We start from the raw sequence: 25,681 nt of genomic DNA on the forward strand, positions 1-25,681 counted from the left end.
AGTCACCTCTGTTTTACGATAATGATTGATGGAATGGATTGCCTCCTTGAGGCTGCCTTACAACGCATAGGACATCATGCCCGTATTTACGCCTCGTCAGATTCTTCTGGGTAGCTGGTTCGTTATTCTGGCCAGCCTCATGTTGGTTTTTCCGCTTGGATTGGTCCCCAGTCTGTTTGCCGGTCTGCTGGTCTTTGAACTGGCCAATATGCTGGAGCCTCGCCTGCAGGGGCTTATTTCCGGTGATCGTGCCCGTATCGTGGCGGTAGCCCTGCTGGTGACCCTGGTTGTCTGTGTACTGGCCGTGTTCTTTGCGGGCGCGATCAGTTTTGTACTGCATGAAGTCCGTAATCCGGGCAGTCTGATCGATAAATTCATGGCGCTCACCGAGCGTGCCCGTGGGCAACTTCCCATGGCGCTCGATAAATACCTGCCCGCCAGCGCCGAAGATTTTCGTCACTCGGTCAATGAGTGGCTAGGTGCTCACTTAGGTGAGCTGCAGACCATTGGCAAGGATGCCATACACACGTTTGTCACCCTCGTAATTGGCCTGATCCTGGGCGCTGCCGTTGCTTTGCAGCGCAAGCGCAGCAGAGCCCAGGAACGTCCGCTGTCCACTGCGCTGCTGGACCGTGTGGCGCTGCTGTCAGAGGCATTTCGCAACGTGGTATTTGCCCAGGTAAAGATCTCCTTTATCAATACCATTCTGACAGCCGTCTTTCTTGCGGGTGTGTTGCCGCTCTGTGGCATCCACTTACCCCTGATCAAGACAATGATCGTAGCGACCTTCATTCTGGGGCTGCTGCCCGTGATCGGGAATTTGCTCTCTAATACCCTGATTCTGATCGTAGGGCTGTCGGTTTCGCTGTGGGTGGCAGTATCCGTAGGGTGCTATCTGGTCGCTATCCACAAGCTTGAGTATTTCCTTAATGCGCGCATTGTCGGAGGGCAAATCAAGGCCCGCTCCTGGGAATTACTGTTAGCCATGCTGGTTTTTGAATCGGCTTTCGGCCTACCAGGACTTGTGGCTGCGCCTATTTATTACGCCTATCTCAAAAGTGAGCTGACACGAGCAGATCTGGTGTAAACGAGTCGTAGGATGTCATTGGTCGGCTACGGCAAATGACGTTGCGCTGGCCTCTTGTTATAGGTGCAGATGTACCCATATCAACAGGATGTCTCACAGCTAATGGGAGAGTCCTATGGCCAGTGGTTGGGCAAACGACGGGGCGGTTCAAGAGCAGATCGACAGCACCATTGAAGATGCTATCCAGCGCGCTCGAAGCCAGATGGCGCGTGGTGAAAGCCTGACGCATTGCGAAGAGTGCGATGCGGTTATTCCCGAAGCTCGACGCCAGGCAGTAAAAGGTGTGCGCTTGTGCGTTAACTGTCAGGCCGCGCACGACAAGGAGCAGGCCCGGTTCAGCGGCTATAACCGACGTGGCAGCAAGGATAGTCAGCTACGCTAGAGAGCAGTAGGGAGCAAGGTAATAGAGCCACCTTGCTGCTCATTAAAGCCTTATAAATACAGGGCTTGTCAACGCACGCTAGCATCTTTCTAAGGAATCATGACGTTGCCTTTTTAAAAGGCAACGCCTTATTGTCCGGTTTTTATTGTTGCCGTCAGTCACCCACTCTCCAAAAACCATTCTCTCCCCGTAAAGTTCTTCTTCTGTTCGTCGATACGCGTTGCACTATTTATTCGTTTACTCAAAGAACGTCTAGACGCTAGCTGTGCCCTTGCATTTAGGGTTACCGCTTAACTATCTCCAGATCTCTTTGCAGCATCTCTTCTAGTCGCGGAATTCGAGGCACGTTACGTTATGCGTCTTTGGCGAAACAGTATCCAGTGGCAGCTTATCTTGAGCATGGGCGCCGCCTTGGTCATTAGCAGTTTGGTTGTAATTGGTATCTATGCCTATGCCTTGAATCGGTTAACCGATCGTTATCTGCTTCAAGAGGCTATGCCGACCAGTGTCAAAGCGATTCGAAATGATCTTGAGCGAGTACTGACCGTCCCGCTGACCACGGCCAGTAATATGGCCAACAATACATTGATTGCCGACTGGTTGAGTGCTGGCGAAGCTGTCGAGCAACAGCCTCAGTTCGTACATTATTTATCGAATCTCCAACAGCATTACAACGCGCTCGTGTCCTTTATCATCTCCAAGGATTCCGGCCATTATTTTACGAACAAAGGCCTGGATATCACGCTCAAACCTGGCGAAGCGAACAGTAAGTGGTTTTATGACTTTCTGGCGAGCGGACAACAGCGTTTGATCGTGATCGACATTGATAACAATACTCATATGCCCACCTTATTTATTGATGAGCGTATCGAGCGCGACGGCCGCCTGTTGGGTGTAGTAGGGCTGGGCTTCAGCCTGACAGCATTGTCAGACATGATTCGTGACTTCCGTTTTGGCCAGCAGGGTCAGGTTTATTTAGTCAGTCCAGACGGCAAGGTGAAAATCCATCCCCAGGCCGAACTCAATGACAAGAAGATGCTTGAGCAGTTAGTAGGAACTGGGCCCGCCCAGCAACTGATTGCCAAGGCAAAAGGCGCTGACAGTCAGGCTGTGATGTTTGAGCGGGATGGCCAGGAATACGTAGCGGTAGCTGAGCCAGTCGAGTCGCTTGGATGGACGCTGGTTAGCGAGGTGCCGCTTTCGGAGGTTTATGGTCCTGCCCAAAAAGCTTTGTTTGTCATTTCTGGTATTAGTCTGGCCGTTGTTCTGGCGTTTCTGGGACTGGTTGTCTGGATGGCGCGCAGTATTGTTCGACCGATTCGCCAGGTAACAACCGCACTGATCGATATTGGTAGCGGTGATGGTGACCTAACGCGTCGGCTTGATGAAAGCCGTGCGAATGAACTAGGTGATCTAGCGCGTGGCTTTAATCGATTTGTTGAAAGTTTGCGCGAGCTGATCGGTAATGCCCTGCATACCAGCGAGCAGCTTCGGCAGAATGTGGTCCAGGTTGCCCAGGTAGTGGATAGCACATCGACGCGAGCGACCCAGCAGCAGCATATGACCGACATGGTGGCTACCGCTGTGCATGAAATGGGGCTGACCGTGCAAGAGATCGCACGCAATGCCGGCGCTGCAGCTGAGGTCTCTTGCAGCACTCAGGAAGAGGCGGTATCCGCTAAGCAGGTGGTTGGGCAATCTATCCAGTATGTCCAAGGGATGTCGGCCGATATTGAGGAGGCGGCAAGCGCTGTAGGTGCCCTGGCTCAACAGGTCGATACCATTGATGAGGTTTTGCTGGTAATTCGTAGTATTTCCGACCAGACGAATTTGCTGGCGCTCAATGCAGCCATTGAGGCAGCACGTGCAGGGGAAATGGGGCGTGGATTTGCCGTGGTGGCTGATGAGGTTCGTACCCTGGCTGGCCGTACCCAAAGCGCGACCTCTGAAATTCAGCGCATGATTGGTGAACTCAAAGGGCGTGCTGACGAGGCCGTTGCTTCCATACGTGCCGGACAGTCGGCTACTGAAACGGGCGTAGAGGCCAGCAGACAAACAGGCCGGTCATTAGATGCCATTGCTGCGCATGTCGAAGAGCTTACGGATAGAAACCATCAGGTGGCGACCGCTACTGAAGAGCAAAGCTCAGTAACGGAAGAGATCAACCGAAACGTTCAGGGTATCGCTGATCTTGCTCAAACAACGGTCAAGGATGTGAATGCCTGTCGTGCGGATTGTCAGGAACTGTCTCTTATGGCCGATCACTTGGCCACGCAAATGGCACGGTTCCGCCTGTAAGGAACCGCGTTCGGGCGAGTGGGCTTAGTAAGCTTACTCGCCCGAAAAATGGCTGACATTACGCTACAGGTTTATCGAATACGTGTAACGCTGCGTGATAGAGCAGGGTGATGGTCTTCATGTCTTTTATCTGCCCCTGCCTGACCAAACCTAGCGCTTCATCGAAAGGCATTTCTAATACCTCGATGTCCTCACCTTCTCCTTCCAGACCACCACCGTCTTCCTTGCGGTTACTTGACTCGTATTCAGCCGTGAAAAAAGAGAGCTTTTCCGTTACGGAGCCGGGGGTTGAATAGGCTTCAAACAGTGGCGTGACATTCTGGATGTCATAGCCGGTCTCTTCACGAATCTCTTCCTTAATACGTTTCTCAGGAGACGCCTTATCAAGCTTGCCGGCTGGTGTTTCGAGCAACATGCCGTCCGCTACGCCATTGACGAAGGCAGGAAAGCGAAATTGCCGGGTGAGCACAACGGTCCGCTGCGACCGGTTATAGAGGAGCACGGTAGTGCTGTCGCCTGCATCGTAGGTTTCCCGGGTCAGCTGTTGCCACTGACCGTTACGGCGACGGTAGTCGAAGGTGTTTTTTTTGAGTACGGAGAAGCCTTCGGAGAGCACTTCGCTCTTGACTATCCGGATGAAGTCAGCTTGATCAGTCATTTACATTTACCTCGCTAAAACCATTCGGACTCTCATTCATGGCAAACGTCAGTTGAAGGTGACCAGCTGCCCCAAGGCATTCTGCTGGATTGCCCTCAGGTGTGCCGAATGCCTCAGGTTTGTGCCTGTTCAATTCAACCTGTTTTTGTAAAGGCCTCGGCATGCGGTACGATCATGAGCTTTCCGCCCACCGGCGGAGTGCTATTTCCCCTCGTTCATAGCCAAGGAACCACAGATGCAGAATTTCAAAGGTCGGACGCTGCGTGCCAAATCAGCTCTTGCAGCATTGGTTCTGGCCTGCGCTCCCTTTGCCCACGCCGATAGCAGTGTTGGCGGTTTCAATGCCAGCCAGCAGGATGCGATTGGCAAGATTGCCGCGGATTATCTGATCAAGCACCCTGAGGTGCTGGTTCAGGTCAGCCAGGCGTTGCAGCAGAAGCAACAGGAAGAGCAGATCAGTCAGCTGACCGTGGGTGCCGTAGCTTCCGCCGATGCCTTGCTCAACGATGCCAAGACGCCTGCCGTAGGGCCGAAGGATGCCAAGGTAGCGATCGTCGAGTTTTTCGATTACCAGTGCATCTATTGCTATCACATGTCCGAAACGGTCGAAGGGTTGATCAAGGCGAACCCCAACGTTCGCTTCATCTTCAAGGAATTTCCAGTCTTTGGTGCTCGCTGGCCTGCGTCCATCCTGGCGGCGGAAGCCGGTCAGTATGTGTATGCCAAGAAGGGCGGCGAGGCTTATCTGAAGTACCACAACGGTCTGTTCGCAACCGGCAAGAACGAGGGCAAGCTGACCGAGCAGGACGTGGAGAAGGCTCTGAAAGCCGTTGATCTGAAGCTGGCCGATGTCAAGGCTGACGCTAAGACGCTAGAGTCCCAGATCCAGGCCAACATGGACCTGGGCAGCAAGATGCAGATCCAGGGTACGCCTACGTTCGTAGTCATGCCGACCAAGGGCGCAACCGCAGACAACGTGACCGTTATTCCCGGCGCGACCGATACGGAAAACCTGCAGAAGGCCATCGACGCCGCCAGCAAGTAATTCCGTTTCTCCAAGGCGGCGTTATCGTTCAGAAGCGGTAACGCTGCCTTGGGCCTTCCGCAAAACCTTGATCAAAACAGGAAATACCGCTGTGCCATGGGCAATACTTCTGCCGGCTCGCACCACAACAGCTGTCCATCCGCTTTGACTTGATAATTCTGCGGATCGACTTCGATGGTGGGTAAATAGCCGTTATGGATCAGGTCGGTTTTCTTCACCGTACGGCAGCCCTTTACGACGCCAATCTGCTTCTTGAGGCCTAACTGGGCAGGCACACCTGCGTCAAAGGCCGCCTGACTGATAAAGGTCAGGCTCGTGGCATGACGCGAACCGGCGTAGCTTGCGAACATAGGTCGATAGTGAACCGGTTGTGGCGTAGGAATGGACGCGTTGGCGTCGCCCATGAGGCTCGCCGCAATGGCACCGCCTTTTAGGATCAATGAGGGTTTCACGCCAAAGAAGGCCGGGCGCCACAAGACCAGATCTGCCCATTTACCCACTTCAATAGAGCCCACCTCATGGCTGACTCCGTGGGTAATGGCCGGGTTGATAGTGTATTTGGCGATATAGCGCTTTGCGCGAAAGTTGTCATGGCCGGGGCCGTCTTCGGGCAAAGGGCCGCGTTGCTTCTTCATTTTGTCTGCCGTCTGCCAGGTGCGAGTGATGACTTCGCCTACCCGGCCCATGGCCTGGCTGTCAGAGCTGATCATTGAAAACGCGCCCAGGTCATGGAGGATATCCTCGGCAGCAATGGTCTCACGACGGATACGGCTCTCGGCGAAGGCTACGTCTTCAGCGATGCTTGGGTCGAGGTGATGGCAGACCATAAGCATGTCCAGGTGCTCATCAATGGTGTTCCTGGTAAACGGCCGGGTTGGATTGGTGGAACTGGGCAACACATTGGGGAAACCGCAGGCCTTGATGATATCCGGCGCGTGTCCACCCCCTGCACCTTCGGTGTGATAAGTGTGAATGGTGCGGTCTTTGAATGCGCCCAGGGTCGTCTCGACGAAGCCAGACTCATTCAGCGTATCGGTATGGATTGCAACCTGGATATCGTACTGGTCAGCCACTGCAAGGCAGTTGTCGATAGCTGCTGGTGTCGTGCCCCAGTCCTCATGCAGCTTAAGGCCAATAGCGCCAGCCTTGATCTGCTCTATTAGCGGTTCGGCAACACTTACGTTGCCTTTGCCGGTAAAACCGATATTCATGGGGAAGGCATCTGCCGCCTGCAGCATGCGCGCCATATGCCAAGGGCCGGGCGTTACGGTAGTCGCATTGGTGCCTGTCGCTGGGCCTGTGCCTCCGCCGATCATGGTAGTCACACCACTCATGAGGGCCTCTTCGATCTGCTGCGGACAGATGAAGTGAATGTGACTATCGATGCCGCCTGCTGTGAGGATCATGCCTTCCCCAGCGATGACCTCTGTTGCGCCACCAATAGCAATCGTTACTCCCGGCTGGATGTCCGGGTTGCCTGCCTTGCCGATGGCTGCAATACGGCCATTCTTGAGGCCGACGTCCGCCTTCACAATTCCCCAGTGGTCAAGAATCAGCGCATTGGTGATCACCGTGTCGACCACGTCGGCTGCGCAACGCTGACTCTGGCCCATGCCGTCGCGGATGACCTTGCCGCCTCCGAACTTGACCTCTTCACCGTAAACGGTGTGATCGTGCTCGACCTCAATCCACAGGTCCGTATCCGCCAGACGCACCTTGTCGCCCGTAGTGGGACCGAACATGTCGGCATAGGCTTGGCGTGAAATCTTCATATCACTCATCCTGATCGTGTAGGGAGGGGTGGCGCAGCGCCGGTCCCGTTCTGTGTTTCGGGTGTGGGTTGGTAAGGGGTATTACTGCCTTCAGGCGGCGCGCCTTGACCATCCTGGCAATGGGATGGAAGGTGCGAAGCAATACCCATCATCAAGACTGATGTTCATTGCATCGGAGCTGCGCGTTATAAATGGCCCATCACACGGCCAGCAAAGCCATACACGATACGGTCGCCTGCCAGCTCCACCAGCTCTATATCGCGTGACTGGCCCGGCTCGAAGCGTACCGCCGTACCTGCCGGAATGTTCAGGCGCATGCCACGGGCCTGCTCACGGTCAAAGGCGAGGGCATCGTTGGTTTCGAAGAAGTGATAGTGAGAACCGACCTGGACAGGGCGATCCCCCGTGTTGGCTACCGTCAGGCTCAAGGTTCGACGACCGGCATTGAGTTCTATATCGCCGTCTTTGATCTGGTATTCGCCAGGGATCATGAGAGGCTCCTGAGCTGCTTGTAGTAAAGGGCGGTCGGGTGATAGGTGCCGTCGGGGTTCGCGGCATAGTCCGGGATTTCCCCGACACGCTGATATCCCAGGTATTGATAGAGCTGTTCGGCGCCTGAACCCGCCAGCGTATCGAGGTAAAGCAAGGTGCGCCCCATGTCCGATGCAGCGCTTTCCAGCGTGATCATCAGCCGATGTGCAATGCCGTGCCGCCGAGCGCCACGTAGCACCATCAACTTTTGTACTTCGGCGCGTTTGAGGCCATTGCGTTTGGTCGCTGGCGCCAGCTGTACGCTACCGGCCACCGTCCGATCGGCTAATAGCGCAACCCAGAGATGAAGGCTGCCATCCGCTATACCCTGTTGAGCGCTATCCAGATACGCGTCAACTTCGGCATCGCTCAGATCAGCCAGAAACCCGATCGAGGCGCCGCCTGCAACACAGTCACGCAAAAGGTCGCCTAAGCCCTGCCTGTAATGTTGAAATGCTTCTGCACCGACGCGTTCAAGGGTGATGTCAACCATGATGGGACTCCAGCTTGAGTTGCATAAACGTAAGATCCAGCCACCGATCGAACTTGCGGCCGACTTCCGGCATCTGGCCGGTTGTTACGAAACCCAGTCGCTCATGTAGGCGGATCGACGCGGTATTACCGCTCTCGATAGCCGCCACCATCATGTGTAGATTGGCCTTGCGGGCATACTCGATCAGCGCTTTCATCAACATGGGCCCGATGCCCTGACCACGCTGATCGCTGCGGACGTATACCGAATGCTCGACGGTATGACGGAAACCCTCAATGGTTCGCCAGGTGCCATAACTGGCATAGCCGACTACCTCACCGGCAGCATCACGGGCAACCAGTACGGGAAACCCCTGGGCGGTGCGGTCTGCCAGCCAGGCGCGGCGGTTGGCCAGATCGACCAGGGTCTCGTTCCAGATCGCCGTGGTGTTTTCTACGGCGTCGTTGTAGATGGCCAGAATGCCAGGCAGATCGGATTCGTGGGCAGGAGCGATAGAGCACGTCATAACAGCCTCAGGCAATCGGTTGGTGTACGGTTACAAGCTTGGTCCCGTCGGGAAAGGTAGCTTCCACCTGGATGTCTGGAATCATTTCCGGAACCCCTTCCATGACCTGTTCGCGGGTAAGCAGCGTGGTGCCGTAGTGCATCAGCTCGGCTACCGTCTGGCCGTCCCGGGCGCCTTCGAGCAGGGCGGCCGATATGAAAGCCATGGCCTCGGGATAATTGAGCTTGAGGCCCCTGGCCAGACGCCGCTCAGCCACAAGACCGGCAGTGAAAATCAATAGTTTGTCTTTTTCGCGAGGTGTCAAATCCATCAGGTGCTCCAGATACGGGGAGGGACGGCGCGGCGGCCCAGCAGGGCGGGGCGTAACAGCGTCCAGAGTTCGATCAGCCAGGCACGTGCCGCCAACGCCTCATGGGCAAGGCAACGAGCTACCAGCAGGCCAGGGAGTTGTGAGAGATCGCCACGGCCCTGGCACGGCAGGGCGCGGCAGGCCTGTAGCAGGGGCTCGTCAATATCGCCGGTCACGATCAGCGTGGCGAAGACAGGATATCCGGCGAGTCCAATAGGCGACTCCAGTAAACGGTCGCCTCCGGCAATCCGCTGACGCTCATGCCATAGCGGATGGCCGTCGCGGTAGATATCCAGATGAGACTGGAAGTGTCCTGTAGCAAAGCGCTCTTGGCTGGCGGGGCGACCCAGGGCAACCATGTCCCAGTAAAAAAGGCGGGCGTCACCTTCAAGATTGATACGGGTAGCCAGCTCGGCCTGCGCACCCGAGAAGACAATGGTTTCTTGAGGTAGCCACTCCAGCGTGGCGCCGGGCTCGACGGCGAGTGTGAGACACTGATGAGCCGGGCCTGTCGCGCGATACCACTTGGCGGCACCCGGACTGGTCAGTTGCGCCCAGGCCTGCTCACCGACACGAGCATTGATTGCCAGGCGATCTCCGCCGGCAATACCACCAGGTGGGTGAACAATGATGTGCTGGCACACCTCCGGTCCCTCCGCGTGCAAATGCTTCTGCACCCGCAGCGGACCGGCATGCCGCCGCATGACCGGACGAGTCCAGTCACCCTGGCGTGCATAGGCCAATTCCAGCTCGGCCTGCCAGGCAGGGGTAAACAGGGCGGATGTAATTGGTGCGTTCATCGGTTCTTATCTGTTTTGGTTTACCGTCAGCATCATTACGCTGAACTGACGGGATCATGGCATGCCGCCTGGGTGCTCTGGCAAGCGGTTTTCAAATGGCGACCAGACCGCGTACGCCGTCGGCCTCCATCTGTGTACCCTGGCCGCGCTGGATGATTTCCCCACGAGACATCACAAGATAGTGATCGGCCAATTCGGCGGCAAAATCATAGAATTGCTCCACCAGCAGGATGGCCATGTCGCCCTTGGCCGCCAAACGCTTGATGACTGTACCGATTTCCTTGATGACCGAGGGCTGAATGCCTTCAGTGGGCTCATCAAGAATCAGCAGGCGCGGTTGGCTGGCCAGGGCGCGGCCAATGGCGAGCTGTTGCTGCTGACCGCCAGACAGATCCCCCCCTCGGCGATGCTTCATCTGCTTGAGAACAGGGAACAGCTCATAGATAAAGTCAGGGACTTCCTTGGCTTGTCCGACCGGAAAGCGAGACAGGCCCATCAGCAGGTTTTCCTCTACGGTTAGCCGAGGAAAGATCTCACGGCCCTGCGGTACATAGGCAATACCGGCATGCACCCGCTGGTGCGGCTTGAGCGTGGTAATTGCATTGTCTTCCCAGAGCACACTTCCCTGTTTCGAGGGTATAAGACCCATCAGGCACTTGAGCAGCGTCGTCTTGCCAACGCCGTTTCGGCCCAGCAGACACGTGACTTCGCCAATTCTTGCCTCAAAGGACAGGCCGCGCAGGATGTGGCTACCACCGTAATACTGATGAAGTTCGTTAACCTGAAGCATCGTTGTTCCTTATGGACGCATGAGCGAGAGGGGCGATTACCTACTCATCAATTGCCAGCTGCACAGCATTGCTGGGCTTGATCCACGCTACGGGGCGCTTTCATCGACCTAGATAGACCTCAATGACCTGCTCATTGGCCTGTACTTCGACAAGCGAGCCCTCTGCCAGAACATGCCCTTGGTGCAGCACGGTGACATGGTCAGCGATGGTGTCGACAAAGCCCATGTCATGCTCCACCACCATGAGCGAATGCTTGCGAGCCAGCGACTTGAACAGTTCCGCCGTAAACTCGGTTTCGGCATCTGTCATGCCGGCTACCGGTTCGTCCAGCAGGAGTAACTGGGGCTCCTGCGTCAGTAGCATGCCGATTTCCAGGAATTGTTTCTGTCCATGGGAGAGCAACCCGGCCGGTCGATGATGCGATTCGCTCAGGCGGATCGTGGTCAGGATGTCCTCGAGTCGCTCCTTCTGCTCACCGCTAAGCGTTGCTCGCAAGCTGGCCCAGACAGACTTGTCGGCCTTTTGGGCCAACTCCAGGTTTTCATACACGGTAAGCGCTTCGAATACCGTAGGCTTCTGAAACTTCCGACCGATGCCTGCCTGAGCGATTTGCACCTCGCTCATCTGTGTCAGGTCCAGGGTTTCGCCAAAGTAGGCCTTGCCAGTATCGGGGCGGGTCTTGCCGGTGATGACGTCCATCAGGGTCGTCTTGCCGGCACCATTGGGCCCGATAATGCAGCGCAGCTCACCGACGCCGATGTAAAGCGTCAGGTCATTTAGCGCCTTGAATCCATCGAAGCTGACACTGATGTCCTCCAGCGTAAGAATAGTGCCGTGACGTGTGTCGAGACCGCCTGTGACGCGGTGGCCAAGACCGCTCGATTCGCTGCCTAGGGAGGCATCGAGCAGCTCAGGTACAGGAGCGGCTTTCATAGGTCTTTATCCTTACGGATCAGTCCGATCACGCCCTTGGGAAGATAGAGGGTCACTACGATGAACAGCAGGCCCAGAAAGAACTGCCAGTACTCGGGAAAGGCAACGGTGAACCAGCTCTTGGCGCCATTGACGATGCCCGCACCAATAATCGGGCCAATCAGCGTACCGCGGCCGCCCAGAGCCACCCAGATGGCAGCCTCGATGGAGTTGGTCGGAGCCATTTCGCTCGGGTTGATAATGCCCACCTGAGGTACGTACAGCGCACCCGCCAGACCACAAAGCACCGCCGATAGCGTCCAGACGAACAGTTTGAAGCCGCGTGGATCGTAGCCGCAGAACATGACGCGGTTCTCCGCATCGCGGATGGCGGTAAGAATGCGGCCGAATTTACTGCGTGCGAGTTGCCAGCCCAGAAGCAGGCTGCCTACAAGCAGGGCGACTGTCAGCAGGAAAAGCATGGCACGCATGCCCGGTGAGGCGATCGGGAAGCCGAGCAGGGTGGTGAAGCCGGTGAACCCATTGTTGCCGCCAAAACCGGTCTCGTTACGAAAGAACAGCAGCATGCCGGCAAAGGTTAGCGCCTGCGTCATGATCGAGAAGTACACGCCTTTAATGCGTGAGCGGAAGGCAAAAAAGCCGAATACAAAGGCAAGGACGCCCGGCGCAAGTACGACCAGGCACAGCGCCCACAGAAAGTGCTGCGTACCCGCCCAGAACCAGGGGATTTCCGTCCAGGACAGAAACGACATGAAGGCCGGGACGCCTTCTCCGGCAGACTGGCGTACCAGGTACATGCCCATCGCGTAGCCGCCCAGGGCGAAGAACAGGCCGTGGCCGAGCGACAGCAGTCCGGCGTATCCCCAGACCAGGTCCAGAGCAAGCGCCACGATGGCATAGCAGAGAATCTTGCCTACCAGTGTCAGGGTATAAGCCGACACCTGTAATGGGTTGTCGGCCGGTAGCAAGGAGAGAAGCGGCAAGGCAAGCAGGCCAACCAGGGCTAATCCGCCAAGGGCCAGGGTCCAGCGCGGGCCGGCTTTTTGCGCAAGCGTAATGGTCAGGGGCTGGTTCAATCGATAACCCTCCCTTTGAGAGCGAAGAGTCCTTGCGGGCGCTTCTGGATAAACAGGATGATCAGCGCAAGGATTAAAATCTTGCCCAGTACTGCGCCGATCTGTGGTTCGAGAATCTTGTTGGCAATGCCCAGGCCGAACGCAGCCATGACGCTTCCAGCCAGCTGGCCAACCCCGCCAAGCACCACGACCAGAAAGGAGTCGATAATGTAGCCCTGACCCAGGTCAGGTCCGACGTTGCCAACCTGCGACAGCGCCACGCCACCCAGGCCGGCAATACCCGAGCCCAGGCCAAATGCCAGCATGTCGATGCGCCCGGTCGGCACGCCGCAGCAGGCTGCCATGTTGCGGTTCTGCGTCACGGCGCGGATATTCAAGCCTAGCCGGGTCATATTGAGCAGACTCCAGGTGAGAACCAGAACCGCAATTACAAAACCAATGATGATCAGCCGGTTATATGGCAGCAGCAGATTCGGCAAGACCTGGATACCGCCCGAGAGCCATGCCGGATTTGCCACTTCCACGTTTTGGGCCCCGAACACGACGCGCACTAGCTGGATCAACATCAGGCTGATGCCCCAGGTAGCCAGCAGGGTTTCAAGCGGGCGACCGTACAGATGGCGGATCACGGTACGTTCCAGTGCCATGCCAATGACCGCCGTGATAAGAAATGCCACAGGCAGAGCCAGCAGTGGATAAAACGCGAGCCAATCGGGCGCCAGACGCTGGAATAGCAGTTGAACCACGTACGTGGAGTAGGCGCCCAGCATCAGCATCTCGCCATGGGCCATATTGATCACACCCAGCAGTCCGTACGTGATGGCAAGGCCCAAGGCTGCCAATAGCAGAATCGAGCCCAGGGAAAGGCCGGTAAAGGCCTGTCCAAGCAGATCACCGATCAGCAGGCGACGTTCCACCTGTTGCAGACTGGTTGCTGCGGCCTTGCGTACATTGGCGTCGGTCTCGTTGGCGGGATTGGTCAGCGCCTGCAGGCGAGTGCGTGCCTGGGGCTCACCGGTATCGCCCAGCAGGCGCACCGCAGCCAAACGCACGGCAGGATCAGGATCGGTCAACTGTAGGTTGGCCAGGGCAAGGCTCAACGCCTGTTTGACGTTTTCATCTGCCTCGATATGCAGGCGCTGTTCGAGCAGCATACGCTGTTCTGGCTTGGCTTCCTGCCGTAATGCCTGTGCGGCGTGCAGACGTGCCGAAGCATCGTTGGACAGGAGCTGGTGGCTCGCCAGGGCATTGCTGATCAAGACCCGGAGCCGGTTGTTCAAGCGGAAGCTTTTCGGCGTGCCGACAGGCGCTACTGTAGAGTCACCTTCTGCGGCATGCAGTGTATTGCCGTCCTTGTAGAACACGTGCTTTTCATCGTCGATAACTACGGTGTTGTCCTGCAGGGCTTGTAGAAAAGGTAAGCGGTCAGGGCTGGGCTCAGCCGACCAGGCTTGTAGTAGCTTGATCTGTTCGGCGCTGCTGGCGGCGGCGAAATCACTGGCCGGGCCGGCGCAGGCCAAGCCGGCAGCGCTCAGCAGCAAGGCAGTCAATAAAAAGGAAACCAGGCGCATGTTTTCTCTCGTGTGTGCAGGGGCTGCACCCTCGGGCGCTTCGTGGCGAAGCAGACACTGGCAAGCGAAAGGCTCCCCAATGCCCGCGACGCGTTATCAACTCATGCGTTAAAACGTACCCTTGACTGGATGCTCCGGCTTCTTGTCATTGCCGGTGATATAAGGGCTCCAGGGCTGTGCGCGGATGGGACCTTCAGTCTGCCAGACCACACTGAACTGACCGTCATCCTGGATCTCGCCGATCATGACCGGCTTATGGAGGTGATGATTGGTCTTGTCCATGGTCAGGGTATAACCCGAAGGCGCCTGGAAGCGTTGATCCGCCAGCGCATCACGCACCTTGTCCACATCGGTCGATTTGGCCTTCTCGACGGCCTGCGCCCACATGTGGATACCGACGTAGGTCGCTTCCATCGGGTCATTGGTGACAGCTGTAGCGGCGTTGGGAAGGTTATGGGCCTTGGCATAGGCCTTCCAGTCGGATACGAATTTCTCGTTGACCGGATTTTCGACGGACTGGAAGTAGTTCCAGGCTGCCAGATGACCGACCAGTGGCGCCGTATCAATACCACGCAGCTCTTCCTCACCCACCGAGAAAGCCACTACCGGTACGTCTGTTGCCTTCAACCCCTGGTTGGCCAGTTCCTTGTAAAAGGGCACGTTGGAATCGCCGTTGATGGTCGAGACCACAGCGGTCTTGCCGCCGGCAGAGAATTTTTTGATATCGGCAACGATGGTCTGATAGTCACTATGACCAAAGGGGGTATAGACCTCTTCGATATTTTTGTCGTCTACGCCCTTGCTATGCAGGAAGGCGCGGAGGATCTTGTTCGTGGTACGAGGATAGACGTAATCGGTGCCCAGCAGGAAAAAGCGCTTGGCGGCACCACCATCCTCGCTCATCAGGTATTCCACTGCCGGAATGGCCTGCTGATTGGGCGCTGCGCCGGTATAGAACACGTTGGGCGACATTTCCTCGCCCTCATACTGAACGGGGTAGAACAACATGCCGTTCAGCTCTTCAAAAACCGGTAATACGGATTTGCGAGAGACGGAGGTCCAGCAGCCAAATACCACGGCTACCTTGTCCTGAGTCAGTAGTTGGCGTGCTTTTTCTGCAAACAATGGCCAGTTGGAAGCAGGGTCAACCACCACCGGCTCAAGCTTTTTACCGTTTATGCCGCCCTTGGCATTGATTTCATCGATGGTCATTAGCGCCATGTCTTTGAGCGATGTTTCGGAGATCGCCATGGTGCCGGACAGGGAGTGCAGAATACCGACCTTAATGGTGTCGGCGGCGTACGCAGCGCTGAAAGGGAAAAGTCCGCTGAACAGCAGGGCGCTAGCGGCCAACGTTGTCTTGAGTAGGGGACGGCGCTTCATGCATGGCTCCTGGATGATCGTGCTCGATTGTGGGTAAGCCTTTTCGGCTTTAATCGATGCATTTCACTATCCATGCCAAACTGCCACAGCCTCTGATTTGACTGGACTTTCATACTCAAACGCTGGCGGCGTAGTAGACGTGCTGCCTTCTTTTGGTGCTCTGGGTGAATACGAAAAACCAGGCGGCCCTTTTTTGGGGCGCCTGGTTTGGGTTGTTATTTGGATGAATTATAAGCAGCCTATTGGACGAGTCAGGCAGCTACATGGTGAAGAAGTCACGTAGCTGCCATCTTACTTCTTTGTTTCGCCTCGCTCACGTTCGCCAGCCCAGAACTGCACAAGGTCACGCAATTGAGACAACTCCACAGGCTTGGCCATATGACCATCCATTCCGGCTTCCTGGGCGCGTTCCTTGTGTTCGGAAAGGATATGCGCCGTCAGCGCCACAATCGGTGTTCGTGGGCGGTTCTCACGGGTCTCCCACGCACGCATGCGTTCAGTTGCTGTAAAGCCGTCCATTTCCGGCATCTCGCAGTCCATCAATACGAGGTCATACTGGGTCTGTTGCATGGCTGCCAAGGCTTCGAGGCCATTTGTAGCTGTATCCGGCTCGATGTTGATCTTTTTCAACATGCCGCGAATAACCTTGGTTGAGATGATGTTGTCCTCGGCAACCAGAACCTTGAGGTCGTTCGGCAGAGGTGCCGACTGGTTCTCTCGAGGCGTCTCGCCCAGTGGCTGGCTGCGTCGGGAGAGTTCATCGGCCAGTGTGGCCTTCAGTGTGTAGCCTGCTACAGGCTTGGTCAGGACACGCTTGATACCCGCGTTGCGTGCAATGATCTTGCTGGGCGCGTTAGTGATACCGGTCAGCATGATCAGTAGCAGATCATGGCTCAGATTGGGATCTTCGTTGATCCGTGCGGCCAGTTGCATGCCGGTCATGCCTGGCATCTCCTGATCCAGCAGCACGACATCGAAATATTCCTGCAGGTTCGCCTTGGTACGCAGGAGTGCCAAAGCTTCCCGCCCGGAAGCCGCCAGGGTGACATTCATGCCCCAGGCACTGCATTGCAGCTGGAGAACCTTGCGGCAGGTTTCGTTATCGTCGACCACCAGCAGGCGGACGCCATGCAAGGGACGGTCGAGATCAGCGCCGGGATTATCCAGAAGGCCTTGTGGAACGGGAAGGGTAAGCCAGACGGTCGAGCCAGTTTCAGCGCCGCTTTCGATACCCAGCTCACCCTTCATCAGCATGATCAGGCGCTGCGTGATGGCAAGACCCCGATGGGCACCCGATACACCAGCTGCCAGAAACTCCCGGCTGTCCAACGTGCTGGAAACTAGTCGGTTGCGGGCCTCAGGCTCCAGGGGCGTACCGCTGTCCTGAACGGCGATACGCAGGCGAGGGTTTGGCGTTCCTTGGCCTTCCAGAGCCACCACCAGCAGGATCTCGCCTATTTCAGTCCGCTGGAAGGCATTATCCAGCAGGCTTAGCAACACCTGGCGCAGACGCGTCGGGTCACCCGTCATCATGCGCGGCACCTGGGGCTGGATAAAGCTGATCAGTTCAACCTGTCGATGCTCGGCCTTGGCTCTGAAAATATCAAGACTATCCTCGATCAGCGCATTGAAGTCGAATTGGACATCTTCCAGTTCGATCTGGCCAGACTCGAGCCTTGATATATCCAGAATTTCATTGATCAGGCTAAGCAGCTCATTACCTGCGCTGTGAATGGTCTGGACATAATCCCGTTGCTTGGGTGACATAGCGGTGCCTAAAAGCAGCTCGGTCATGCCCAATACACCGTTCATAGGGGTGCGTATTTCGTGGCTCATGCGTGCCAGGAAGTCTGCCTTGCCCTTGATTTCAGCCGTGTTGGCGGCTTGGTCACGGCTCATCAGGAAGTGCTTTTCAAGCAGATAACGCTGGCGCTCGCCTACAGCCACCGTAAACAGAAAGCCGGTAATCACGCTGACCATAACCAGTGCGCGTCCCAGCCATTCTGGTGAGGACCAGTAACCCATCATGCGGGGCAGGGCCAAACCACCCGCAATGATGGCCAGCAGATAGGCTAGTGCCAGCCAGCGTGCGGGCTTGAAGCCCTGTTGCCAGTATTTGACACTGATGGCGAAAAGGGTGAAAACACTTAGGCCGATGAGGCTGTAAAGCACCTCGCCGATGTATACGTCCTTGGTCAGAATCAGGAACGCGGCCGCCAGTACAAGCGCGATGAACTCGACATAAAGCACCAGCTGCAGGCGTAATGGCAGCTGCTGGCCGTTAAAGAAGGCGCTGGTAAAATAGAGCGCACACGCCATCGTTGCCAGGGTAGAGAGATCCATCAGCAACGGCGTCAGGTAGAGCTTTTCGACCAGAATCATGCTGGCCAGGCCGAAGATGTTAAAGGCGGCCACCATCTGCAGGCCGAGCAGAATGGTTAGGGCAATACCGGTACTGCTGCGCCGGTAGAAGAGCTGCATCATGTTGAAGATCATGAGCATGCACAGGCAGCCCAGCAGCGTGCCGAACATCAGTAGCCGGAAGGCGATGGTGATCTCGGCATTGGGCGCAATCTTCAGAAAGGCACGAATCGGACTTCGGCTTTCCATGCGGACAAAAACGTCCAGCGGGCCGGCGGTACTCGGCAGGGTAAACAGAAAGTCGCGGCTGGGCTGCTCACGGTAGTTACCGGGGCGTGCGATGCCGGTTCGATTGAGGGACAGGGTCCTGCCATCACTCAAGGCATAAAAATCGATATACGCCACGTTTGGTGCAATGGCCCGTAGAACGCGTGAGGCATCCGAGGCGGGCAGGCGAGTATAGAGCCAGATTGCTCCTTCATCAGCCGGACGATGGGTTTCCTGGCCCGGGAGCGATCTGAACTCAGAAAGCCGCTCACGCACATCGCTCAGCTGCAGGCTACCCTCTGGATCATCCAGGCGTGACCATGCCGCCATTTCGTCGGCAGCCACAGGAAACGAGGCATACAGGAAAGCCAGCACAACGCTGGCAAGCAAACAGATGGCGGTCCTGAGCCGGCGCACGAAAATTCCCTTCGTAAGTTGAATTCAGAGTATAGCGAGCCGACCAGCAGGGATAAATGCTGCCGGACATCTTCATGACGTCCGGCAGTGGTATTAGCTGCGTTCGCGAGCTATTGCACGATAACCGATATCGTTGCGGTAGAAGCAGCCGTTCCAGTTGATCTGTCTGGCTAGGGCATAGGCATTCTGCTGTGCCTGAGCCACGGAGTTACCTAGTGCCGTGGCGCACAGGACGCGGCCACCGCTGGTCACGACCTGATCTTGTACCAATGCTGTGCCAGCATGAAAGACCTTGCCGTCAGCAGCAACTGCCTGCTCCAGGCCGGAAATGACGTCTCCCTTGGCGTAGTCTCCAGGGTAGCCGCCTGCTGCCAGCACGACACCCAGGCTGGGTCGCGGATCCCACTGGGCATCAGTCGTATCCAGCTGCTCAGCCAGTGCTGCCTCAATCAGTGCGACCAGACTGGATTGCAGGCGCAGCATGATCGGCTGGGTTTCAGGGTCGCCAAAGCGGCAATTGAACTCGATAACCTTGGGCGCGCCGCTCTTGTCGATCATCAGGCCAGCATACAGAAAACCGGTATAGACATGACCTTCAGCCGCCATACCCTGTACCGTGGGATAGATTACTTCATCCATGATGCGCTGATGGATATCAGTAGTGACCACCGGAGCGGGTGAGTACGCACCCATGCCGCCGGTATTCGGGCCGGTGTCTGCATCGCCTACACGCTTGTGATCCTGACTGGTCGCCATGGGCAGTACATTATGGCCGTCGACCATGACGATAAAGCTGGCTTCTTCGCCCTCCAGGAACTCCTCGATAACAACACGAGCACCCGCATCGCCAAAGGCATTGCCTGACAGCATGTCACGTACGGCAGCCTCAGCTTCTTCAAGCGTCATGGCGACGATCACACCCTTGCCTGCAGCAAGGCCGTCGGCCTTGACTACGATAGGCGCGCCCTTTTCACGCAGGTAGGCAAGGGCAGGCTCAATTTCAGTAAAGTTCTGGTATGCCGCTGTAGGAATCTGGTGGCGGGCCAGGAAATCCTTGGTGAAGGCCTTGGATCCTTCCAGCTGGGCAGCGCCTGCCGTAGGGCCGAAGCACTTCAGGCCACGTGAGCGAAATAGGTCTACGACACCTTTTACCAGAGGGGCTTCTGGTCCGACGATTGTCAGAGCAACGTTTTTCTCGGCAAAGTCCGCCAGTTGCTCCAGAGCCAGGACATCAATAGCGACGTTTTCACATTTATCTTCGATGGCCGTACCCGCATTACCCGGTGCAACGAATACCTTTTCAACGCGAGGATCCTGTGCCGCCTTCCAGGCCAGCGCGTGTTCTCGTCCGCCGCTGCCAATGATCAATACATTCATGTTCGCTCCTTCTAGGGCTCATGCCGGCCAGGGCATGAGCCCGCAGTGATGCAAGATGTCTGAGCCTCTCGTCTGCGCAGTGGCAGATCAAGGCTCCGGACAATACGGCAAAGCCGGTTTGATTAGTGACGGAAATGACGCATGCCGGTAAAGACCATGGCCATGCCTGCTTCATCGGCAGCCGCAATGACTTCCGCGTCACGCATCGAGCCGCCGGGTTGAATCACGGCGGTAATGCCGGCCTTGGCAGCATTGTCGATGCCGTCACGGAAGGGGAAGAAGGCATCGGATGCCATGACGGCTCCTTGTACGGCCAGTCCGGCATGTTCTGCCTTGATGGCAGCGATGCGGGCAGAATTGACACGGCTCATCTGGCCAGCTCCTACGCCTACGGTCTGACGATGCTTGGCATAAACGATGGCGTTGGACTTCACAAATTTGGCGACTTTCCAGGCGAACAGCAGGTCTTGGATTTCCTGCTCACTGGGCGCGCGCTGAGTAACAATTTTGAGATCGGCCTGAGTGATCATACCGATGTCGCGGCTCTGTACCAGCAGGCCACCGTTTACTCGCTTGAAGTCCCAGCCGCCCACGCGATCGGTGCTCCATTCGCCGCATTCCAGCAGTCGAACATTGGCTTTGGCTGCGATGACCTCGCGAGCGGCAGCTGATACCTTGGGTGCAATGATGACTTCGACGAACTGGCGCTCGACAATCGCCTTAGCCGTTTCGCCATCCAGCTCGCGATTGAAAGCGATGATGCCGCCAAAGGCAGACTCGCTATCAGTGGCATATGCCAGGTCATAGGCCTTGCGAATGCCGCCATCCTCTTCAGAGGCTACCGCAACGCCACAGGGATTGGCATGTTTGACGATAACGCAGGCTGGAGCATCAAAGCTCTTTACGCACTCCAGGGCTGCATCGGTGTCAGCCACGTTATTGAAGGAAAGCTCCTTGCCTTGAAGCTGGGTCGCCGTGGCGACACTCGCCTCCTGGGGCTTGCTTTCTACATAGAAAGCAGCGCTCTGATGCGGGTTTTCACCGTAGCGCATCTCTTGCGCCTTGATGAACTGGGTATTGAAGGTACGGGGAAAGCTGCCGCGGCCCTGGGTGGATAATACTTCAGCCGTCTGGTCAATCGTGCCCAGGTAATTGGCAATCATGCCGTCATAGGCTGATGTATGTTCGAAGGCCTTCAGGGCCAGATCGAAACGCTGAGCATAGGTCATGCCGCCATGCTTGAGGCTTTCGATGACCTGAGCGTAATCGCCGGCATTGACGACGATAGCAACGTCCTTATGATTTTTCGCGGCTGAGCGAACCATGGTCGGACCGCCAATATCGATATTCTCGATGGCAGTCGGCAGGTCGCAGTCTGGCTTGGCTACAGTTGCCTCAAAGGGATAGAGGTTAACGGCTACCAGATCAATCGGCTGGATGCCGTGTTGACCCATGACGCCATCATCCGTACCGCGGCGACCCAGGATGCCACCATGAATCTTGGGATGCAGCGTCTTGACGCGACCGTCCATCATTTCTGGAAAGCCGGTGTAATCCGCCACCTCCACTGCCGGGACATTATTGTCGCGCAGCAATTTATAGGTGCCGCCAGTCGAAAGAATCTCGACACCTAATGCTGCAAGCTCTCGGGCAAAATCAACGACGCCAGTCTTGTCGGAGACGCTGATCAGCGCACGGCGAACGGGAAGGCGGGCGGTTTGGTCTGTCATCACAAAGTCCATCGGTCAGGCGAGAGGAAGGGCTGTCCAGAACCGGACCTTGCTCGACCGGCTCTGGACATCATGAGAATCAGAGCAGATCGTATTGCTTGAGCTTTTTGCGCAGGGTGCCGCGATTCAAGCCGAGCATCTCAGACGCCTTGGTCTGGTTGCCCTTGACGTAATTCATTACGCTTTCCAGCAAGGGGGCTTCGACTTCACACAACACCATGTTGTAGACATCGGTAACCGGCTGGCCGTCCAGGTGAGCGAAATAGTTGCGAAGCGCCTTTTCAACGCTGTCTCGCAGGGTCTGGCCTTCCTGCAGCGGTGCCGTCAGGTGCTGCTTCAGATTGGCATTGTCGCTCACAGGCGTGATTCCAGTCATAGAGTTATCGGTCAACGAAGTCATGCCACTTCCTTCCCATCAGATGGGCACTGCGCGAAAAAGGCGCAAATGCTGGCGTGTTGTGCGTCCATATCTTGGAGACGGTTGAACTGAGCGCGAAAGTCCTGGGCGCCAGGAAGAGCTGAAAGATACCAGCCTACGTGCTTGCGAGCGATCCGTACGCCCATTTCGGGGCCGTAGAAACCATGCAACTCGGACAAATGGCCCAGCAGGATCTGTTCCACTTCGCCAAGGGTCGGTGCCGGCAGATGCTGGCCTGTACATAGGTAATGATCGATCTCTCGGAAGATCCAGGGTCTCCCTTGCGCCGCACGGCCAATCAACAGGGCATCGGCACCGGTATGGTCCAGCACGTAGCGAGCCTTTTCCGGCGAGTCGATGTCACCGTTGGCAAAAATCGGAATGGAAACCGCCTGCTTGATTTCAGCGATGGTGTCGTATTCCGCTGTCCCGGTATACAGATCGGCCCGCGTCCGTCCGTGCACGGAGAGTGCCGCAATACCGGCCTGCTCTGCAATGCGGGCAATCGTCACGCCATTGCGGTGTTCACGGTCCCAACCTGTACGGATCTTGAGCGTGACGGGCACGTCAACGGCGGCTACGACGGCATTCAGGATATCGGCTACCAGCGCTTCATCTTTCATCAGCGCCGAACCGGCTGCCTTGTTGCAGACCTTTTTAGCCGGACAACCCATATTGATGTCGATGATCTGTGCACCCAGCTCGACATTGCGCTGTGCCGCTTCAGCCAGCATGGCTGGATCGCCGCCGGCAATCTGTACCGAACGCGGCTCGGCCTCGCCGTCGTGAATCAGGCGTAGCCGTGACTTGCGGCTGTTATACAGACGAACGTCGCTAGTTACCATTTCCGATACGACCAGACCTGCACCAAGCTGACGACACAGCTGGCGGAATGGGCGATCAGTCACCCCGGCCATTGGCGCGAGGATCAGTGGGTTGGGCAATGTATATGGGCCGATGCGTACCATCGACATGAGTTTCCCTGGCCGAAATTACCTTATCCAATAGCAACTGCAGGCGCTTTGGAGGTACGGGTGTACTGGAAAAGGGTCGGCAATGATACCCGCTCGCCGTGTCCGGATAAAGGCTGAATTGAACAAAAACTGAACAGTTCAGCCTGGCCCGGACACCTTTGCCATATTGGAGTGTTTTTTACTCGGGCGAATGAAAGCTGAGGCTGTAATTTACAGCTCGGCTGCCTGGATCAAGAATGTCCAGCGAGATATGGATAGGTGTCTGCGGTGGCATCTCGGTCTGTCCTTTCAATTCGCCGCCCAGGTATTCCCACGGCTTGAACCGACGGCTGGCAATGAGCTGCCCATTCAGGTCGGCAAAGCGCAGTTCCAGAAGCGGGAAGGGCTGTGAGAACGTTGCCCGGTTATACAGGATCGCATCGACCTGTAGCGCGCCTGAAAATTCTGGGTGACTGCGTACAACCAGGTTGCTGCTACGGATCTGTTTTACATCGACCTTGGACGGAACCTTGCAGTCCGCCCACGCGCAGAACTGAACAAACCAGGGACGATACTGGTCTTGACGCGCCAGCTCGTCGAAATGAAAGCCAACGTACTGAGCAAACAGACCAAACAGGGCAACCAGATTCAACAGCACCCAGCCGAGCCGCTTGGCCCACTGCTTCTTCGGCGGTTGCCAGTCGAGCTGCAATGGCTCGTCATGAAGGTCGAGCAATGTGTCGTTACGCAGAGCGGGCTCGGCACGTACAGGCGTGGCTTCCTGGTCAGAGGGCGCCGTGTCGCCCATATGAGGTTCGGCCGCTTCGATCGGCTGATCGTGATTGTCCTTCTCGTCAGCCCTCAGGGATGATTCAAGCTCGGGCTCGTCTGCCTCATGCGAGGCATGTAGCCCTAGCGAGGGCTCTTCATGAGCATGATCTTCCTCGATGGTGTCGAGCGTTAAAGTCGGTTCCTGGCGCTGCTCGTTGTCAGATTCTGCACTTTCCTCGCGCAGCAGGGCCTCAGCCCAGCTTTCATCATAAACCGGTATAGTTTTCGAGGCGGGTTTCTGCTGCCCAAATGTTGGCAGGGGAGGAAGGCGTTGCGCCGACTCCATGGCGTCCAGCTTGGCCAGCTCTTCATCCAGGTCAAGCCCGTCCAGATCCAGGTCATCATGGATCAATAGAGTGTCCGAAGGGTGCTTGGGCACTGCTTCGGCAGCATCTGAAACATGGCTGATAGACTGGGGCTGCGTCGAAGGTGACTGAGCCATAGGGGGCGCAGGCTGAATGACGACGGCTGTCGACTCGATGACGGGCTTGAGCGGTGTCGGCAATCCTTCGAGATGCTGAGTGGCATCGAAGATTTCAAGGCAGGCGCCGCAACGCACGTTGCCTTGGGCAATCGCCAAATGCTCCTGCTTGACTCGAAAGCGAGTACTGCAATGCGGGCATTGAGTGACGTAGGTTTCAGTCATTATGGCGATCTGGTCTGGTCCTGCGGAAAAGCCGACTAGTTTACTCTAACGCTCAAGGCTGAAAAGTGGCTCGTTGAAGCCACTTTTTGCCGCGCGTCGTTCATCTTAGCGTTTTATGCCCGTAATTCTGATCCAGCCTTCGCGCTCGGCCGTAGGGTCCAGCTCGAAATCGGCACTGTAAGCGGCGCGTACCTCTTCCGCCTGCTCCGCCAGAATGCCAGACAAGGCCAGTCGGCCGCCCGATTTTACCAGGCGGCTCAATTGTGGCGCGAGGCTTACAAGCGGGCCGGCCAGGATATTGGCAACAACGACATCAGCCGGTTCGTCCGGCATGTCGGCTGGCAGGTAGACCGGGAAGCGGGCTGGGTCAATGCCGTTTCGATTGGCATTGTCGCGAGAGGCTTCAAGCGCCTGTACGTCGATATCCGTTCCTACGGCACGCGTTGCGCCCAGCAGCAGTGCCGCGATGGCCAGAATGCCCGAGCCGCAGCCAAAATCGATAACCTGATAGCCTTCAAGTGGCTGTCCATCCAGCCATTCGAGGCACAGTGCAGTGGTGGGGTGCGTCCCCGTACCGAAAGCAAGCCCGGGATCCAGATGCAGGTTGACTGCACCCGGCTCGGGCGCTTCATGCCAGCTGGGTACGATCCATAGGCGCTGGCCAAAGCGCATGGGGTGGAAGTTATCCATCCAGCTGCGTTCCCAGTCCTGATCCTCGATATGCTCGATATGAAAATCAGCGTCGGTGCCTGCAATAAGTGTCAGGTGTTTCGCCAGGTCCTGCTCATCGATATCCGACTCGAATAGGGCCAGCAGATGCGTCTTGCTCCAAAGAGGCGTTGTGCCCAGGTCCGGCTCGAAAATGGGCTGGTCTTCTGCATCCATGAATGTCACGGAAACAGCACCCAGGCCGAGCAGGGCGTCTTCATAGGGCTCTGCCTGATCAGGGGTAATGGCGAGTCGGACTTGCAGCCACGGCATGGCGAAACCTTTCAAATACGTAAATG

Annotated in this window: 23 protein-coding genes and 1 pseudogene; 5 read left to right on the plus strand and 19 right to left on the minus strand. The window is 56.7% G+C overall.

The window, feature by feature from the left end; genetic code table 11:
* The first annotated feature begins 76 nt into the window (after positions 1 to 76).
* The 4 genes and pseudogenes from B3729_RS06115 (at position 77) to B3729_RS24745 (ending at position 3,767) form a co-directional block, all read left to right on the plus strand.
* Positions 77 to 1,087 carry an AI-2E family transporter gene (locus tag B3729_RS06115; protein WP_219653256.1) on the plus strand — a complete coding sequence of 337 codons (1,011 nt, stop codon included), beginning with the start codon at positions 77 to 79 and terminating at the stop codon, positions 1,085 to 1,087.
* Positions 1,088 to 1,202: 115 nt separating this feature from the next.
* Positions 1,203 to 1,469 carry a DksA/TraR family C4-type zinc finger protein gene (locus B3729_RS06120; RefSeq protein ID WP_019364310.1) on the plus strand — a complete coding sequence of 89 codons (267 nt, stop codon included), beginning with the start codon at positions 1,203 to 1,205 and terminating at the stop codon, positions 1,467 to 1,469.
* A gap of 495 nt (positions 1,470 to 1,964) precedes the next feature.
* Positions 1,965 to 2,912: pseudogene (locus tag B3729_RS24740) on the plus strand (HAMP domain-containing protein); the annotation flags it as partial.
* Between the two features lie 126 nt (positions 2,913 to 3,038).
* Positions 3,039 to 3,767, plus strand: coding sequence for a methyl-accepting chemotaxis protein (locus tag B3729_RS24745; RefSeq protein ID WP_372238908.1), 729 nt, complete (start codon positions 3,039 to 3,041; stop codon positions 3,765 to 3,767).
* A 58-nt stretch (positions 3,768 to 3,825) separates the two neighbouring features.
* Here B3729_RS24745 and B3729_RS06130 read toward each other — a convergent pair whose 3' ends face one another.
* The gene (locus B3729_RS06130; RefSeq protein WP_286787400.1) at positions 3,826 to 4,425 is read right to left on the minus strand and encodes an NUDIX domain-containing protein; all 600 of its coding nucleotides are present in this window, start codon (positions 4,423 to 4,425) and stop codon (positions 3,826 to 3,828) included.
* 235 nt (positions 4,426 to 4,660) lie between these two features.
* On the opposite strand from B3729_RS06130, the gene B3729_RS06135 reads away from it, so the two are divergent.
* Entirely contained in the window at positions 4,661 to 5,470 is an 810-nt protein-coding gene (locus tag B3729_RS06135; protein ID WP_010795444.1) for a DsbA family protein, read from the plus strand.
* A gap of 71 nt (positions 5,471 to 5,541) precedes the next feature.
* On the opposite strand, the gene ureC is transcribed toward B3729_RS06135, so the two are convergent.
* The 18 genes from ureC to prmA all read right to left on the minus strand — a co-directional run bounded on the left by ureC (position 5,542) and on the right by prmA (position 25,655).
* Entirely contained in the window at positions 5,542 to 7,242 is a 1,701-nt protein-coding gene (ureC, locus tag B3729_RS06140; protein ID WP_010795443.1) for an urease subunit alpha, read from the minus strand.
* A gap of 185 nt (positions 7,243 to 7,427) precedes the next feature.
* Positions 7,428 to 7,733 carry an urease subunit beta gene (locus B3729_RS06145; protein ID WP_010795442.1) on the minus strand — a complete coding sequence of 102 codons (306 nt, stop codon included), beginning with the start codon at positions 7,731 to 7,733 and terminating at the stop codon, positions 7,428 to 7,430.
* Positions 7,730 to 8,266, minus strand: coding sequence for a GNAT family N-acetyltransferase (locus B3729_RS06150; protein ID WP_010795441.1), 537 nt, complete (start codon positions 8,264 to 8,266; stop codon positions 7,730 to 7,732). Before B3729_RS06150 ends, B3729_RS06145 begins: the two co-directional genes overlap by 4 nt.
* Positions 8,259 to 8,771: a GNAT family N-acetyltransferase gene (locus B3729_RS06155; protein ID WP_286787401.1), complete on the minus strand. Its 513-nt coding sequence runs from the start codon at positions 8,769 to 8,771 to the stop codon at positions 8,259 to 8,261. Before B3729_RS06155 ends, B3729_RS06150 begins: the two co-directional genes overlap by 8 nt.
* Before the next feature lie 7 nt (positions 8,772 to 8,778).
* Positions 8,779 to 9,081, minus strand: coding sequence for an urease subunit gamma (locus tag B3729_RS06160; RefSeq protein WP_010795439.1), 303 nt, complete (start codon positions 9,079 to 9,081; stop codon positions 8,779 to 8,781).
* Complete coding sequence (locus tag B3729_RS06165) at positions 9,081 to 9,920, minus strand: urease accessory protein UreD (protein ID WP_286787402.1); 840 nt, start codon at positions 9,918 to 9,920, stop codon at positions 9,081 to 9,083. Before B3729_RS06165 ends, B3729_RS06160 begins: the two co-directional genes overlap by 1 nt.
* Before the next feature lie 91 nt (positions 9,921 to 10,011).
* Positions 10,012 to 10,710: an urea ABC transporter ATP-binding subunit UrtE gene (urtE, locus tag B3729_RS06170; protein ID WP_219653264.1), complete on the minus strand. Its 699-nt coding sequence runs from the start codon at positions 10,708 to 10,710 to the stop codon at positions 10,012 to 10,014.
* A 100-nt stretch (positions 10,711 to 10,810) separates the two neighbouring features.
* Positions 10,811 to 11,644 carry an urea ABC transporter ATP-binding protein UrtD gene (gene urtD / locus B3729_RS06175; protein WP_286787403.1) on the minus strand — a complete coding sequence of 278 codons (834 nt, stop codon included), beginning with the start codon at positions 11,642 to 11,644 and terminating at the stop codon, positions 10,811 to 10,813.
* Positions 11,641 to 12,720 (minus strand): urea ABC transporter permease subunit UrtC, encoded by a 1,080-nt coding sequence (urtC, locus tag B3729_RS06180; protein ID WP_010795435.1) that lies wholly within the window; start codon positions 12,718 to 12,720, stop codon positions 11,641 to 11,643. The genes urtD and urtC overlap by 4 nt, the downstream gene beginning before the upstream one ends.
* The gene (gene urtB, locus B3729_RS06185; protein ID WP_286787404.1) at positions 12,717 to 14,291 is read right to left on the minus strand and encodes an urea ABC transporter permease subunit UrtB; all 1,575 of its coding nucleotides are present in this window, start codon (positions 14,289 to 14,291) and stop codon (positions 12,717 to 12,719) included. Before urtB ends, urtC begins: the two co-directional genes overlap by 4 nt.
* A gap of 108 nt (positions 14,292 to 14,399) precedes the next feature.
* Positions 14,400 to 15,674: an urea ABC transporter substrate-binding protein gene (gene urtA / locus B3729_RS06190; RefSeq protein ID WP_286787405.1), complete on the minus strand. Its 1,275-nt coding sequence runs from the start codon at positions 15,672 to 15,674 to the stop codon at positions 14,400 to 14,402.
* A gap of 291 nt (positions 15,675 to 15,965) precedes the next feature.
* Positions 15,966 to 18,719 carry a hybrid sensor histidine kinase/response regulator gene (locus B3729_RS06195; protein ID WP_286787406.1) on the minus strand — a complete coding sequence of 918 codons (2,754 nt, stop codon included), beginning with the start codon at positions 18,717 to 18,719 and terminating at the stop codon, positions 15,966 to 15,968.
* Positions 18,720 to 18,812: 93 nt separating this feature from the next.
* Positions 18,813 to 20,096, minus strand: a complete 1,284-nt coding sequence (gene purD / locus B3729_RS06200; RefSeq protein WP_286787407.1) for a phosphoribosylamine--glycine ligase — start codon at positions 20,094 to 20,096, stop codon at positions 18,813 to 18,815.
* Positions 20,097 to 20,218: 122 nt separating this feature from the next.
* Positions 20,219 to 21,826 carry a bifunctional phosphoribosylaminoimidazolecarboxamide formyltransferase/IMP cyclohydrolase gene (gene purH, locus B3729_RS06205; RefSeq protein ID WP_286787408.1) on the minus strand — a complete coding sequence of 536 codons (1,608 nt, stop codon included), beginning with the start codon at positions 21,824 to 21,826 and terminating at the stop codon, positions 20,219 to 20,221.
* Positions 21,827 to 21,905: 79 nt separating this feature from the next.
* Positions 21,906 to 22,226: a DNA-binding transcriptional regulator Fis gene (gene fis, locus B3729_RS06210; RefSeq protein WP_010795429.1), complete on the minus strand. Its 321-nt coding sequence runs from the start codon at positions 22,224 to 22,226 to the stop codon at positions 21,906 to 21,908.
* The gene (gene dusB, locus B3729_RS06215) at positions 22,223 to 23,218 is read right to left on the minus strand and encodes a tRNA dihydrouridine synthase DusB (RefSeq protein WP_286787409.1); all 996 of its coding nucleotides are present in this window, start codon (positions 23,216 to 23,218) and stop codon (positions 22,223 to 22,225) included. The genes fis and dusB overlap by 4 nt, the downstream gene beginning before the upstream one ends.
* Before the next feature lie 178 nt (positions 23,219 to 23,396).
* Entirely contained in the window at positions 23,397 to 24,674 is a 1,278-nt protein-coding gene (locus B3729_RS06220; protein WP_286787410.1) for a DUF3426 domain-containing protein, read from the minus strand.
* 105 nt (positions 24,675 to 24,779) lie between these two features.
* On the minus strand, positions 24,780 to 25,655 hold the full coding sequence (gene prmA / locus B3729_RS06225) for a 50S ribosomal protein L11 methyltransferase (protein ID WP_286787411.1): 876 nt from the start codon (positions 25,653 to 25,655) through the stop codon (positions 24,780 to 24,782).
* Positions 25,656 to 25,681 lie beyond the last annotated feature (26 nt).

Source organism: Pseudomonas sp. UBA3149 (assembly GCF_002364655.1).
Lineage (GTDB): Bacteria > Pseudomonadota > Gammaproteobacteria > Pseudomonadales > Pseudomonadaceae > Chryseomonas > Chryseomonas luteola.